5 protein-coding genes are annotated in these 15,371 nt (G+C 37.3%); all 5 read right to left on the bottom strand.

What is annotated here, in order from left to right; translation table 11 throughout:
* Positions 1-7: 7 nt before the first annotated feature.
* Positions 8-457 (bottom strand): DinB family protein, encoded by a 450-nt coding sequence (locus J7604_RS02625; protein ID WP_293890574.1) that lies wholly within the window; start codon positions 455-457, stop codon positions 8-10.
* A 5-nt stretch (positions 458-462) separates the two neighbouring features.
* Positions 463-873, bottom strand: a complete 411-nt coding sequence (locus tag J7604_RS02620) for a VOC family protein (protein WP_293890572.1) — start codon at positions 871-873, stop codon at positions 463-465.
* A gap of 47 nt (positions 874-920) precedes the next feature.
* A complete protein-coding gene (locus J7604_RS02615; RefSeq protein ID WP_293890570.1) occupies positions 921-1,373 on the bottom strand; it encodes a helix-turn-helix transcriptional regulator in 453 nt (150 codons plus the stop codon).
* Between the two features lie 238 nt (positions 1,374-1,611).
* Positions 1,612-1,989, bottom strand: coding sequence for a fibronectin type III domain-containing protein (locus J7604_RS02610; protein WP_293890568.1), 378 nt, complete (start codon positions 1,987-1,989; stop codon positions 1,612-1,614).
* A 541-nt stretch (positions 1,990-2,530) separates the two neighbouring features.
* Positions 2,531-15,361, bottom strand: a complete 12,831-nt coding sequence (locus tag J7604_RS02605; protein ID WP_293890566.1) for a PA14 domain-containing protein — start codon at positions 15,359-15,361, stop codon at positions 2,531-2,533.
* Positions 15,362-15,371 lie beyond the last annotated feature (10 nt).

Below are 15,371 nucleotides of genomic sequence, written 5' to 3'. Positions count from 1 at the left end.
CTATTCCTTAAGCACCAAACTGTCTCAAATGATGATCACTATGCTTATATGCTTGATAACCTATTTGTTCTTTGGTCATCTTTCCGAAGAATGGATGAATAAAACTATTGTCAGGATATTTGTATGATTCATACTTATTCAGATGTGAAATCCATCTGGCCTTTTCTTGTGCAAAATCTCCGAAAGTTTCACTTATCATTAGTTCTGGAATAGTAGGATTATTGCGTCTCATAGGTCTGTCTTTTAACTCATTTTTCAGCATAAATCTGCCTAGCAAGAGACCAATAAAAGGGCGTTTATATCTTTTGTTCTGCAAAACCATTTCTTCCCAAAGCACACAATGTTTCAACATTTGATAAATATTCATTTTGCCCCAGTTAGCTTTGCTATCCTGACTTAGAGAATTGATCCTTTGAATCAATTCATCTCTTGTCGATTTTTCAAATACAGTTTTCAAAGCTTTCAGTTTAGTTGAGAAAGTGAAAACCAGTTACCTGAATCATCCACAAACAAGGCTTCAAAGCCATAGAATTCCTTGGTGGGTTCCTTCTTAAAAACAACACCTTTGGATTTCAATTCTTCATAAGTAGCAAGCAGATCATTGCAAGTAAAGACTCCAGCACCAAATGTACCTTTTTTAACAAGGTCAGTCATAATTTTAACCGTTTCCTTGTTAAACGTACTTCCTTCTACTACGGGGAACAGCGTAAGTTCCAGTTCCGGCTGCTCTGGAGGGCAAACAGTAAGCCATCTCATACCAGGCCCCATAGGCGCATCTGTATGCACTTTAAATCCCAGTTTATTTACATAAAAATCGTATGCGCTATCCTGATCAAGGACATAAATGCAGACATGTGTCAATTTTGTAATCATAGATGTTATTTATTTAAAAACTGTTTGTTACAAATATGAACGATGGCCTACAAAGATTCTTCTTCAAAATTGCTATTTTTTACCCAGCCATGAGTTTCTGCAAAGCAGTTAGGGATAAAACGAAGAGGGTTAGTTGAGATTTCCGAATTTCGCAGATTTTGTTGCTGTTTGAATACGGCTGGGGTTACACCAACATTCTTTTTAAAAAGTCCGGTAAAGGTACTCACACTATCAAAGCCAACTATTGAGCAAACCTCTGAGATTGTTATTTCTTTTGCTAATAACAATTTGGCATTTTCAATCCTGACTTGTGTCAAATATTGGTGAGGTGTTTTACCATATATACTTTTAAATAGCCTTATAAAATGAAACTTTGAAAAATACGCTTCGTCAGAAATATCATTAAGATCAATATTATTCGCATAATGATTATCGATATAGAGCTTTGCCTGAACGATTCGTTTGTATAAATACATCTTCGGATATTGATCCTTTTTCATCTTCATTTATCTATAAAGCTTCACAATGAATTATTAAGATAAATAATAAATCCGATGATGCCAAGTTCTTACTCCGGACAAAACTATTAATGCATTTTCACCATCTTTTGATATAATGAAAATGCCAGGCATAAATAAAAACCCTCCATGACCATATCAATCAGGAGGGTTATATCGCAATAAGAAAATTCTGATGAACTATTTTCCAGATATTTTTTCAGATGAGGTATGATTTTTTTTATTTGGCCAATGTTGATACAGAAAGATTATGTACAGCCAGAACATCCCCACCATATGCATAATCTTTTCCTTCCATTTTTATATCATAAACAGTATTTGGCTCCAGATTCGGTATTTTATAGGTAATAGGATTATTAATAAGGTTCTGATATGGACCAATCTCCGTAGGGCTTTCTCCTTTTTTACCAATATATATTGTATACCAGGAAACTCCATTTATGGGCTTCCAGCTTAAAGTAATTGCATCTGATGTGGAAGTTGATGTGACCTCTATATCTTTTGCAGTCACCGGATCTGGCGTATCGTCTTTTGTACAAGAAACCAGAGAAAAAGTAAGCACAAGCGTTACAATAAAAAACTTTAATGAATTTAACATAAAAATTATATGGTTTAGTTTTTCCGGGCAAGCCATACCTCGGAGTTTCTTTTAATGAACCTTAGGCTTGAACTGATGATAATCAGCAAGGCTCTTTTAAATCAGTTAGGAAAATATATAATAAAAATAAAACCTTTCATTGGCTATGCATTCTCGACCAAGCGTCATTTTGCTCATACTCAGTATGCAGATCAAAGAATGAAGTCATGTCATTCAGACCGATTATAAATCTCCCTATTATGTAAGTAGGCGCTGGCCACATCTTTCTGTTACAATAAATTTCAAAATAAATTTGCAATACGGACCTGCTTTCTTCTGTTTTCTAAAAGCAATCTGATTAGATAAATATATCAGCCTTTAACAGAAACAAAATAACACTGCATAATAAAAAAAGAGACTATTCTCTATGAACAACCTCTTTATCATATATTAAACCAGGAGGCAAAAATTATTGAATACAAAAAAACGGGAAGTATCGTCAGTAAAGGACGATCTTCCCGTTTTAATAATAAGCAAAGAGTTCTACTAAAATAACTTTATCTTATTCCATCTTTTGATAAATCGGTGGAAGAAATATTTTCCTGTTACTGATTCTTATATCATCGAAATAAGGATTCAGCTGAACTTGTGACTTATATTTTGCCAGATTACTTCTCCAAACATCTGGGACATCTATACCATAAAAATCTCTATAATTGATTTCAGCCTGTAATTTCGCATAAGCCTCCAATAAAGCTGAAGCAACCATTTGTTTTCCGGCTCTAGTTTGAAAAAAGGCATTTCCTACTTCATAGAAAGGCTTAACTTCTCCAAGCCCCAAATCACTTGCATAATCAAAGCCAATTAGAATCATTTTATCACGAGCCACATAATACTTCACTTCTCTTTTCTTTTCATCTGTTTCGTTAACAAAATCTGCTAACCTGTAATAACCCTCGGCCCCATCAAGAATTTTAGCTGCAACTCCGAACATTTTACCTCCGGTAGGATTTCCGGTAAGGTCCGACACCAGACCGGCCTGACTTGACTTTTCCTGAGCATACAACATAGGCCTGAATGATGCATCCGGATCCTCTTCCTGACCTTTCTTCGCCGTCGGAAGCATAACAGTTCTTGTTGCATCAATTACAGCAAGCTTTTTATCCTTCACTGTACCAGGCAATGCCACTTGCTTTGGTTTCGTATCGGTCTGCTTTGCCTGGCTTTTCGAATCGTTTGGCTTTGCTGAAGATGTAGCTGATCCAGCTCCAGGTTTTTTGCTTCCGTTATTCTTATTCTTTCCTCCTTTTGTTTTCCCAGACTTATATTGCCCATCGCTTCCAACTGTTTTTGAAGATGTCGGATTATCTTTTAATCCAAGTGGATCATTGAATGCAAGAGGATTGTTACTCACAAAATTATATGGATTCTGAGTAGCTCGTGCGAGTGGATCTATACTTAACCATCTGCCTACTGCCGGATCGTATAATCTGAATTCTGTATTATAGGTACTTCCTGTGCTCAATGAAGAGTTATTATTAGCATCATCTCTTTCCATGCCTTGGAAACCAAATTTATAAGTATTCGTCACCGCGCGATCCGCCATTGGTAATCCGAAAGCATAGTAATCTGTCAGATGTTTTACGTCTGCTTTATTCTGAGCATTTCTCTTACCACTGACCACGGCACGAACATTCCCTATATGATCTGTTATTTCAAACTTCAGATTTGCTTTATTCACCGCACTTAAAGTTGGACCCGAAGTATTATAGGCATAAAGTTTTCTGACCGGCTGTAACGGTAATCCACCAAGGTTCTTTCCTCCAATATGAGAATACGTACCTTCAACAATTCCCGATAACACGCCTTCAGTATTAGAATAAGTCAGCAGACTATTTTTCATTTCTACACCATTTCTTAAGGCTGCATTTACATAGAGTAGATTATTATACCCCAGACGGATTCTGGCTGAATTTAAAGGTCCGCCAAAACCAGTAGCAACAGTTTCAATAATTCCGGACGATATGTTAATTCTCTTTAATGTGCTTCCCTGTTGCGTCAAGTCATTGGTGACATAGCATCCGCTGATGGAAGTACAATTGGTCTCCAGGTAATAAACATAATTACCTTGGGAGGAACAATCCATTGAAAATGGCTTTTTGAGGAATAAATTTCTACCTCCAGGAATACTTCTGTTCGCGTTGGTAGCATCTCTTAACTCTGTATTAAGAAGTTTGCTTGCCGAATAACTTAGAACGGCCTCTGCTGAACCTGAAGAAATATTGAATATTTCCAAAGTGGAAGCAAGATCCGAACTTCCGACGGAAGCTTCTGCCCGACCTTTAATCAAGGACACAATGAGCTTGTCTCCTCCTGGACTAATCTGCATTTCTCCAAGTGAAAGATAAGCGTTACTTCCTTGGTCAGTACAAGCTGTCGAAGAACTGCAAATCTTATCCAGGAAGGTATATACAAGTTTACCACCAGTAATTCCATTATCAGTAATTCTGAATTCATATAGGTTAATGGAAGTGGATTTATTTACAGCTAAATACAACTTGTTTCTTCCCTCAGATGAGAAATCATTTAGGACCGCCATTGCAACTTCGCTTTTATCAATTGAATATGAAACAGGCGTACCCTGCACTGTAAGCAATTGATTTCTAAAAGTCAGCATTGGATTATTATCAGTTGCATCAATGCCATGCTGATAAATATTACCATCGGATGCAGTAACAAGATAATAACGTTCATTTGAAGCAGAACCTTTAGCTATGACAGCCGGCTGATAACTATTTGCCTTAATTGATGAGGAAGGGTCAAGGTTCATTCCATTACCAGCAAGCACAGGCAGATCAGGAGTCTGAACAAAAAAGTTGTCAAACGGAATAATTTGTTTTGTGATTGATGAACTACTCCAGCTCAACCTTGCATATGCAGCCCCAACACCTTCATAATATTGCACCTCGATATCATGAAAACCCTCTTTCAAAAACATCTTCTGAGATCGTTCCGAATTTTGAAAGCTCCACAGTTCTAAGCCTGTAAGGATTGTTCCGTCAATATATACACGGGATCCATCATCTGACTTGAAATAGAATGTATACTGATCAGTTTTAGGCACATAAAGTTTTCCGATCCAACGAACTGCTATATTATCCTTACTGCTTGCTCCAGGAATAAGAGTATTATAACCCCAGTTCAAGTTTACCTGAGGTTCCACCCTGGTTAAGGTAGGTGCTGTAGTAATATTAGAAGGATTTACGGTTGTAGTTGTGTAACCTGTATAATAATATGCAGTCAGACCTCTTTTAGGAGTAGTAAAAGAGCAAGGCTTAGATAAGACAGGTCTTAATGAAGTTGATGGAACGAGAGTTTTAGCTGCAGTTCCTAACTTCCATAACAGACTAAAATTACCATATCTCAATCTGTTTACTCCATTGAATGCATATACAATCCTTATCGGATAAGTCCCTGCTGCCAGGCTTGTCGTATATTGGGCCTCGTATTCTGATTCAAACAGTGTACCTCCTCCCATCATGTCGGTCTTCGTCACAGAAGTTGGAGTTAACTGAGTATCATTAATAAACAGCTTAACTGTTTCCTGATATTTACTATAATCAACAGTACTTCCAGTATCGGCAACAGTATAAAAAACTACCTGTGATCCTGAAAGAGGTATGTCAATGTATCCGGTATACTCAACGGAATATTGATTATAGGTTACATTAGCCACAGGACTTTCCAAATTCCAACCTCTCAACAATGGATTTGGCTCTAACTTCATTGCACTATAAGGAGCTGTTGCAGTGATATTATTAAAATACTTTGCAAGTAATCCGTTTTCCTGATATTGAACACTATCTTTTTCCGTTCCTTTCATAGAGTAAATAGGACAATTATTTAGAGCATTGTTGCTACTGTAGAAACGAAGCTTTTCAACCCCGGAATTATTTTCACCTATTGCAAGACTGTTTTGCGTAACAAGTCCTTGGTAAATTCCAGAGGAAACTGAACCGAACAAGTTCGATTCACTTCCTTTAGATGCTCCTACCATCCATGAATTCTGAAGACGGCTGTTTTGTTGTGTATATTGACCATAAGTCAAATTTTGCTCATAAAATCCAATACGCGAATTTCCATACATATAAGTTTCTGATAACGTAAGAGTCTTATCAACTCCATTTGACTGGAATGTCTCTCTATATGAAGCGATTTGATTTCCAGAAGCGTCATATGTATAAATATCTTTATAGTCTGACGCAGTTGATCCTGGATAGTCAGCAGTTTTAGTCAACCTTCTTCCAAACGGATCATATGTAAAATATAGATCAGGCTTTGTACTTCCAGTAGTTCTTTTCACCCTGACTACTTTATTGTAATGATTCCAGCATATTGTATCAATCTCCGACTTCAGATCTTTACATAGCCTTCCCATATCGTCATACTTATAATTACCTGTTGATTGATCCAACATTTCTTCAAATGCCACAGGGCTGTCTCCTCCATTTGAAACATTATCATCAATATAAAGTAATCTGTTATTAACTTTCCTGTTACTCTTATCATCTGGTAAAGACTGGTTTTCCAATGTATATCTATATACCAGTTTATCCATTAGGTTTCCATCTGCCCCATAGCGACTAACAGTGCGAATATTCCCGTTAGGGTCGTAAGTAAGCGCTTCTTTATACTTATTGTCAGGAGAAAGTGTCCACGAACTAAATGTAGATTCATTATTTGCTGCACTTACCGTACTACTTCCTTTCAATCTATATAGATAATCATAGTAGTAACGAGAAGCCAGGAGTTCATTTGCAGTAGACCCCATGCTTGAGAAACTACTTTTTGATACAGTACTTACCACATTACCGTTAAAAAGCTCAGAGCCATTTTTATTTGCATCCTGAAGAGGCACTGCAATAGAAGAAGTAAGATCCAACCCTACACCTGTTCTGTTAAAATCATTTTTGTAATAATTAACAACCTCTGCAAATATATCATCAGGACAAGATGATGTTATTCCGTCCTTTCCTGGATCTTTACTCTTAAATGGATGGTTGATCGCTTTCAACCAACCTTGAAGATTATAAACATAATCTGTACCCTGAATATTATCGCCTAATATCGATCTTTTTAAAGGACCGTGTGTATAATAAGAATAGGAGATAGCATTTACATTTCCAGTCTGATTGCCAACTTCTGCCAATGTCATTCTGGAGTCTGCGTCATAAGTATAATACTGATACCACGTATCCTTGCTTGACATAGGTTCATAGATGATATTTTTTATTAAACCTGAAATGGGCAAGTTTTTATAAGTCACATATTTATACCGTAGCTCATTGGACGAGGATGTATTGAAGTTCTTAAGTTCCTGAACCATTGAAACCACATTCCCATAGATATCATAGTTGAAGTGATAACATGCATTTTCATTACATATACTAGCCAACTTTCCTTCTACATAAGGTTGTGCCAATATATAAGACTGAGGGATATCCGGTACTTTACTATAGGTAAAGAATAGTTGTTCTGACAAAACTGCATTTGAGTTTCCATAAGGAAAAGCATCTGTATTGGCAAAATCGCTCATATACACAGTACCTGTAGCCGGAGTACCTGTTCGTTTAAAGACAAGACTGTTTCCCGTTGAACCTCCATAAGTGGCGACTCCAGAGTGCTTTATATTTCCTGTTTCATCATCATAGCATATATAGGTAAATACCTGAAGGCCAATCCCCGACTGTGCAGCCTGAACAGAGCTTTGAATAAAACGAACCCTGCCAACTCTATCATAAACATAAACAGTCAATCCCTCATCCGGACGAGACTGACTGGTTATCTGATCCAGCGTATTAGAATTGAAGTTAGAAATCTGTGTATGTGTAGGAACTAACCTAGAATCCCACTCGGAATTTTTTATTATATCTACACCGTCCGGAGGAACTGTGCTGTACACTTCTCCAGCAGCATTTCTGTTATATAGTGTGTAATGATAATAGTTCTCATTAATCGTTGCTGTAAATAGCTCATCCATTTTACCAAAGCAATTATTATAAAAATCATTCATAATCTGCTTTTTGTAATTAATGATCTGATCATTCTTCCACCTCATAAATGCCTCCTCGTACGTATCTTCACAACGTTTCAGACAGGCTTGATCTACCACATAACTATCCAGCAATTCCTTTAATTCATTGAGAGTCTTTGTTGCTCTTGTAGAGCCCACGCTTACATAAGTAGGATTAGCAACCTTAAACTCTTCAAATTTTGTATTTCTTACTGCCGGATCAGTATAAACTTCGGAAATGGCCGTTCTGATCAGACTGTTACGAAGAGAATCTTCATAAACAGCACAATAAGTTTGAGTACACTTTGATGGATCTCCTGTATTGGCCTTGAGACATTCATTGATAATCTCAGCACAATAGTCCCCAGTCGCTTTGTTAATTGAAGATTGCAATTCATCTTTACAGCCCACATTTGAGCTTTCCAGCAGTGGTAAAAGTATATTCGGGAATACACTGATATCCTGAGCATTATTAACAACCGGACAATAAAGGGCTCCATCGCTGCTCGTAACAGACGGTGTCTTACAGCTCGCACAGGTTGATCCAGCAGAGCTTACAGAAGCATTCCATTCCGTTTTGGTTTTGGCGCTAAGAGTGGTAAAGGTTGAATAGTTATTTGTTGGTGTCATCAGATAGTTATATAGAATATTTCCCATCTGATCTTTGTCTGCATCACTAATATTAGGAACGCCGTTCTGTAAAGCAAATGGAAATGAAGAGCTCCATTTACTCATGATGTATTCATGGCCATCCATGATCCTGTCAATATTATCGGTTACACAACCTTGATAGACAGCAGCGGCATTCTGACATTTTAAACTGCCTGTATTGGTACCTGCTTTTCTCGCAGCACAATTTGTCTTACATAAATCTGCATTAAATAAATCTCTTGCTCCTGCAGCTGAAGCATACGCTTCATAGATGTTTAATCCGCTCAATCGATCTTTAGTTGAAGGATCCAAAGTATACGGATTGCTCTTATATGCAGCAGAGGCCTCCTCACTTATCATTGCATTCGTTACATTAAGATCCTGCATATATCCACCATCTGCAAGCGATTTTAATGAAGTGGCACCAAGATTCGGAATTGTAGTATAGAAATACTGAAAATTCTCAATATCTCTATACCTTGTCATCGCCGATGTATTTAATGCTTTGAATTGTTCATCACATATTGTAATACAATCATCGCTTCCAACTTTAACATAACAATCTTGTTTACATCCACCTGAAGCAATTTTTGCCTTTATCAGATAAAAATCCTGCAAAGGAGTTTGTAAGGAACGATCCTCCATTAACGTTTTTACCTGGCTATAAATCTGTGAAGTGCCTCCCGCATTATTTATAGAATACATTTTAAGAGATACAAGGTTATTGTTTTCAGGGTCATTCAGTAAATACTTGATGTCCTTCCAGAAAAGATTGTTGTAAATGGTTACAAAATTGTACTTGAAAGCGTCTGCAGCTTCTCCAATTTCTGTAATTCCTTCAACATTATAATTCTCATCTCCCCTAGCAGAAGTCTGAATTCCATCCAATTGTGTAATATTCTTCATCAAGACTGAACCCACATTTACATCTATAACTTTAGCCTCATCGAGGTACCAATAGTCGGAAACACAAGTACCAGAAGGAGTATACCCATTTGCAAATGAAGTACTCACCAATGTGTTGGTTCCTGTACCTGTTATACTTGAAAGTACTAAAGCTTTCCCGTTATTCAGATCTCCTTGATTTTCGGGAGCAGTAATTGAAATTACGTTAGTAGCAGTTCCATAACTATTCAAATTGGAGACTTTAAAACCTGCATTTCCTGGCGCATTGATAATTTTGGAAACTAAAGCTGAAGCGGCATCTACTGATGATATTTGCCCTCCGGTTTTATTAGTATACTCAAGGTTTATAAAAGGGAATGGACCTTGGGTAAACTTTAGTTGTTCACCATTATTAACTGCATTGGAAAGAGTAATGGTCGCTGTTGATCCTTTTCTCTTACAATCCTCTGCAGAAGAACACGTAATTTTTGTAAAATAAGTCCTATTGTCTTCGACGGCAACTCTAAGCGTACTTATCACCAAATACTCATTTCCATTTTGTTTGATATCAAGAATATTCGAACCGAGTTGCGCTGTCGTGATTGGTCCAGCGGAGTATCCGACTGTGGTTCCTGCAATTTTAACTATGCTTCCTCCATTTTTCAAACATTTATAGATGCATCCATTATGACCAAACAGAGCGTTATTTTCCGCATCAAAAGACACATTTTTTGCAGATGGGCTAATAGGTAACTTAGTTATTATATTTGTCTGTGTATTTATTTTACACCAAATTCCATTTCTATAGTTGAGTCCATCAGTAAGAAAATAAACAGGTGTTCCACTTTCATTAAAGTTAATGTATGCACCATAGTCAAGCATCCCCCCAGTAAATTCGCCAATTGACTCAAACTCTTTTGAATAAAAAGAAGTGGTTGAATATGTATTTCCAGATTTTGAAACTTTATAAACTTTTAAAAGGTAATTTATATTATTTGGATAAGTTTTATAAGTATTTCCGACAAGGTATATTTCATTGGCATTTTTTATTGATATAGTTGAATAGTAATGAAACTGTTTAGCGATAAGCGTAACGGAATATCCAGATGGATATGCTGCATTCTTTTCCATCATATAAAGACAGGTTGTATCACTGGTCAGATTATTAATATTAAGATCATATTGTCTCTCCACAGTGAAATATATCTTGTTGTCATAAGGAGACACTTTAATATCCCCAATATGATCAGATACAACATTTGGTCCCTGCACACGCAAAGTCGCAGCATCAATCGTAGTATTAAAAGCATCAAGAACATTATTTCCCAAACCTGCCAGGACAGATTTTGTACCGGTCGATAAATTATAATATCCTATTGATTGTAAATAATAAGCATCACCAGGAATTTCGAAATATACTTCGTTCATATTTGAGGTATTTATATCGGCAGCTCTAACAGCCCAACTTTTCACGAGGTTCAGTGGATATGGAGTCGTAAACTGATTATCAAAATATCCTAAAGCTGTAGCTACTCCATTAGGACACGGACTATCCAAATATGCTGGTCCCCTGTTTACATTTGTCCTAGCTTTTCTCATCAAGTACCAGCTTTCCTTTGAGTAATAGGTGTTTTTGAAGGCCGCTCTCGCAGATTCGGTTCCTGACAAAGTGTTAAGATTTTCTATATAGCTTTGAACCTGTTCTTCCAAAAATGTCTTTCCGCTGGAAGCATTGACTTTCGGACGAATAGTTCTATATACAGTATAAGTACCTTTTCTAGCCAAGGTGAGTTGGTAATCAGTAAGCTTAGGAGTAGCAACCGAACTGGTGCAGGAAATTACACCAGTACTACCAACAGAAAAAGTATTATCGTAGCACACTTTTTGGGTCGCATTTTCCACTACCTTCAGTTGTATATCATACTGACACTGTTTACACTCTGTGGCTCCTACCGGTAAACTAGTCAGCTTAAAGTTGTAATTAAGTGTTACTGTAGTGTTATCACAAGTAACAAGGAAAGAGGCACTGCTAGTCTTATCGGCATTTTCTATTGTGAGCTTATCATTCTCCAAAACATTGTAGGTATTCTGAAATGCCTCCACATTAGTTGTCCCTTTCTCATTCAGAGTATCAAGGCCCGAAGCAGAACAAGCAGTCATTGCTGTTGCTATGACATGGCCATCAAGATCCGTATAAGTTACATTACCAACTCCGTTTGCATCAATTGTGATAGATTTACTGATGCTCTGTAAAGTTTTGTCTGTCTCGACAGCTTTCTTACCAAAAATCCTTTTAAGTTCGGTATTTCCAGCTTTTGCATATAAATGAAGTGTTTCATGTTTGCTTCCAGGTTGGAATGTACTTCCAAATCCGCCATCAAGCCAAGGTCGTCCTTCCGGTTCATTTTCTCCCATAGAATAAGCATAGGGATAACCCTTGGCATCATCAACACTGAGATCTGTATTGGTATTGCTATAGTATTTAGCCACATCACAGGTTGCATTCAACGGAACAGGTTTATATAAACCTGTTGCAAGTTTAGTAATGGCATTTCCAGTTACCTGAATTTCTGAAATTGTATCTCTGTCGAAATGTTCAGTGGAGAAATCTTTGCCATCAGAAGCTTCAAAAAAGCTTTTTGCATATTCAAAATTTGTACTGCTCGTTGGCGCAATTAGTGAATTTACTACGGATCCACCTTCTTCACTATAAGCCACTTCTTTACATAAAATCTTATTTTCAGAATTCAACCTGGTTTGTACCTGTCGCTCTTTATTTAACCCATCTCTATAACTCATTACTTCGGTTACTCTCCCTTCATCCAGATAACTTACTTCATATCCCCAATTTATATTTTTGTTATTAGTTCCCCCTCCATCAGACGCAAGAAAAGTAGATGCTGAAGGAAGTCCTTTATCAAGCGGAGCGAGTACAAACCTGGCAAGGTCCGACCACAGTACAGTTTCAGGACTGCCGGAAGTCGCCAAAGCAACTCTCCAGAAAAATGTCTGAGCCTGCTCCTTTTGAGTTAAGGAAAAATTAGATAGAGCTGTCTGCTTATCTGTAGTATTGTTAATAGTAAAACGTTTTACAGCGACCCAATCGGGAGTTTGGCTTCCATCCGTGTTATAAAGCACAGGTACTACTTCTATATAATTCTTAATATAAGTACCAGGAACAGATCCATTGTATTTCCACTTCAAAAGAGCGCTCAAATTTGATACTGTCTGATTAAGAGGTTCTGTACCTTCAACTAACGGCGTTACATCTGCAGCATCTGGTATAGCATCAACAGTAAGTTGTTTTTCAACAACACAACCACTCACAGTATATTTTAAAGTATATATTCCTGCACCGGCGGAGGAAGGAGAAAAAGTTGTTCCACTTACTCCCGGTCCTGAAAAAGTTCCTCCTCCAGGCGTTGCGGACAAGGTAATACTGGCACTATTAGCGCAATAGCTGGTTGTAGTCGGTGCAGTGAATGCAGGAGCAGGATTCAGCATCTGAAAAGGACAGCTTGATGAAAATGCTGACATTCCTGAAGTGCCAGTTGCAGAAGAATAAGCCAACGCTGCATAATTTGTGTTACAAACCAGAGGACCAGAATATGTCCATGTATTGTTTGATGTATTTAGCACCGCATCTCCGGCATAAAAATATCCATTTGATGAATAAAATTTATAAATCTCTACCCTTGTAACATTCGCCGCAAAAGTTCCTGATAAAGACGATGACCCGCATGATATCGTTGGAGTGGCAATAGTTGTATTACCAGTAGGAGGAACTGCTCTGAAAAAAAGACGATTAGAAGGAACTGGGTTAAGGTTTGCTACCCCAGTCGAAAAAACATCTCCAAGCACATTATATATATTGTTCTTAAAATAATTAACATTAGAACACCCATTAAATATAATACCCTGAAACGTACCGCCTATTGTATTACCAGACAAAGTAAGATCATTTGAATTAACAACATCAAGTGAAAACATACCCCTTCCAGAGATTGAGTGAACACCTATAGAGTTGTTTGTAAAAACAAGGCCATTTCCATCTTTGACAAGAATTAACGCAGAGGAAATTGATTCACCTCCATAAAGATAAGATTGTTGATTTCTAAAAGTACAATTATCAATTGTTATATTAGAGCTATTAACATAAAGGCTATAATAGAGATTATCTTCATTCCGCCGGTAATTGTTTGATAAATGTATTCCTTTGATTATAGAACCATTAGTATTTGCTCCTGAAATATTTATTAAGGTATAAATACTTCTTTGTGATGTTATAAAGGAATTGTCTGTCAGCACCGAAGTTGTAGTGCTAAGAGATTCTTCTGCATTACTTAGAATAAACACTGCTGGCGATCCATCAGCTTTTAAACCTGCAGGAGTTCCGTCAATTGCTATTTTATTATTAGTTATTTTTATAGTCTCTGTTGCTCCCATAGTAATAGTACCAGGAGTACAGATCCGTATATAAGTACTGTATGATCTGCTATTAGCTTGCTTTAAAGCCCATCTGAATGAATTCACAGTATTTTCATCCCCATTAAGATCACATACATCTATCGCACTTTTCCATCCGGTGGGTATAGGAAGGTTGCTGTTGCAAGCACTATAAAGATATGTAGGAGAAAAAGCTGAAGTTCCTGATGTCGAAGATGAAGATGAATATGCCACTGCAGCATATTGGGTATTGGGTACAAGATTTTGGGAATACGTCCATGTCATGGTACTTGTGTTCAAAGTAGCGTCTCCAGCATAGTAGTATCCATTGGAAGGATAGAATTTATAGATTTCTACTCTGTTTACATTACTGGCAAAGGTTCCCCAAAGTTGTGATGCACTAGAGGCTATAGTCGGTGTTTCTACAAAGGTTGCTCCCGGCCCAAGAGAATGTCTGTAAAAAAGTCTATTCGAAGGATCGAGACTATGTTGAGTATCAACATCACCAACAACGTTAAAAATAGTGTTTTGAGAATAATTAACATTATTACATCCATTAAATACTATTCCCTGATACGTTCCTCCCATAGTATTACCTGTAACGGTGAGATTGTTTGAGTTAATGGCATCAAATGTAAGCATCCCTCTTCCTGTGATAGAACTCACTCCTACTGATGAATTTGTAAATGTAAGGCCATTGCTGCTATTGATTAACACCAAGGCTGATGGCAAAGAGCCACTTACATAAGAATAGACGGATTGATTCCTGAAAGTACATTTATCAATTGTAATATTCTCATTATTACTGATGAATACGCTATAAATATTTGTTTGAGAATTTGATCTCGAACCATTATTAGACAATAAAATACCTTTAATTAAAGATCCGCTTGTATTAGCTCCTGTTATCTTAATAAGGGTGGTAACATTTCTGCTAGTAGTTGTAAAGCTCGAGGCAGTGAGACTCGTTGTAGTCGCACTAAAGGTCGCATTTGCCGAACTTTTTATAAAAACTGCTGGTGTCCCATCAGGCTGAAGTCCAGCAGGGGTACCATCAATCGCCACCTTGTTGTTGGTAATCTGTATCATTTCTGACGCTCCAAGAGTAATAGTACCTGGAGTACAGATCCTTATATAAGTGCTATAACTTCTGTTATTTGCTTCATTTATTGCCCATCTGAAGGAGTTGACGGTATTTACGTCTCCCGAAAGATCACAAACGTTGATTACACTGGCCCACCCAGAAGGTACCGGAAGATCTCCGCAGTTACAGTTCTGCGCATTCAGGTTAGTACACAAGACCAGCAATAGAATAATGACTAGGCGTAAAGCTTTCATATATGTTAAA

Origin of the sequence: Sporocytophaga sp. (genome assembly GCF_017745095.1) — a bacterium.
Classification (GTDB): domain Bacteria; phylum Bacteroidota; class Bacteroidia; order Cytophagales; family Cytophagaceae; genus Sporocytophaga.
The sequence above is the reverse complement of the archived record's forward strand: the minus strand, read 5'-3'. Positions and strand labels throughout refer to the sequence as shown.